The following is a 412-nucleotide window of genomic DNA, read 5'->3' on the forward strand; positions in this document are numbered from 1 at the left end:
CTTCCGGCACGTGCGCGCCCAGCTGAACATCCGCGAGTACGTAAAGCAAAACGTCACCCCCAGGGAAACCGCCCTGGCGGGAGACGCGGCCGCCGCCTACCTGCGCGCGCGCACGTATGCCCCGGCGGCCCTCACGCCCGCCCCCGCGTACTGCGGGGTCGCAGACTCGTCCACCAAAATGATGGGACGTCTGGCGGAAGCAGAAAGGCTCCTAGTCCCCCACGGCTGGCCCGCGTTCGCACCAACACCCCCCGGGGACGACGCGGGGGGCGGCACTGCCGCCCCCCAGACCTGCGGAATCGTCAAGCGCCTCCTCAAGCTGGCCGCCACGGAGCAGCAGGGCACGACGCCCCCGGCGATCGCGGCTCTCATGCAGGACGCGTCGGTCCAAACCCCCCTGCCCGTGTACAGG

At 71.4% G+C, this 412-nt stretch carries 1 protein-coding gene; it reads left to right on the top strand.

What is annotated here, in order from left to right:
- Positions 1-412, top strand: a 412-nt coding sequence (locus D7W81_RS44690; protein ID WP_208721706.1) for a hypothetical protein, incomplete at both ends; no start/stop codon positions are given.

Origin of the sequence: Corallococcus aberystwythensis (assembly GCF_003612165.1) — a bacterium.
GTDB classification, from domain to species: Bacteria; Myxococcota; Myxococcia; order Myxococcales; family Myxococcaceae; genus Corallococcus; species Corallococcus aberystwythensis.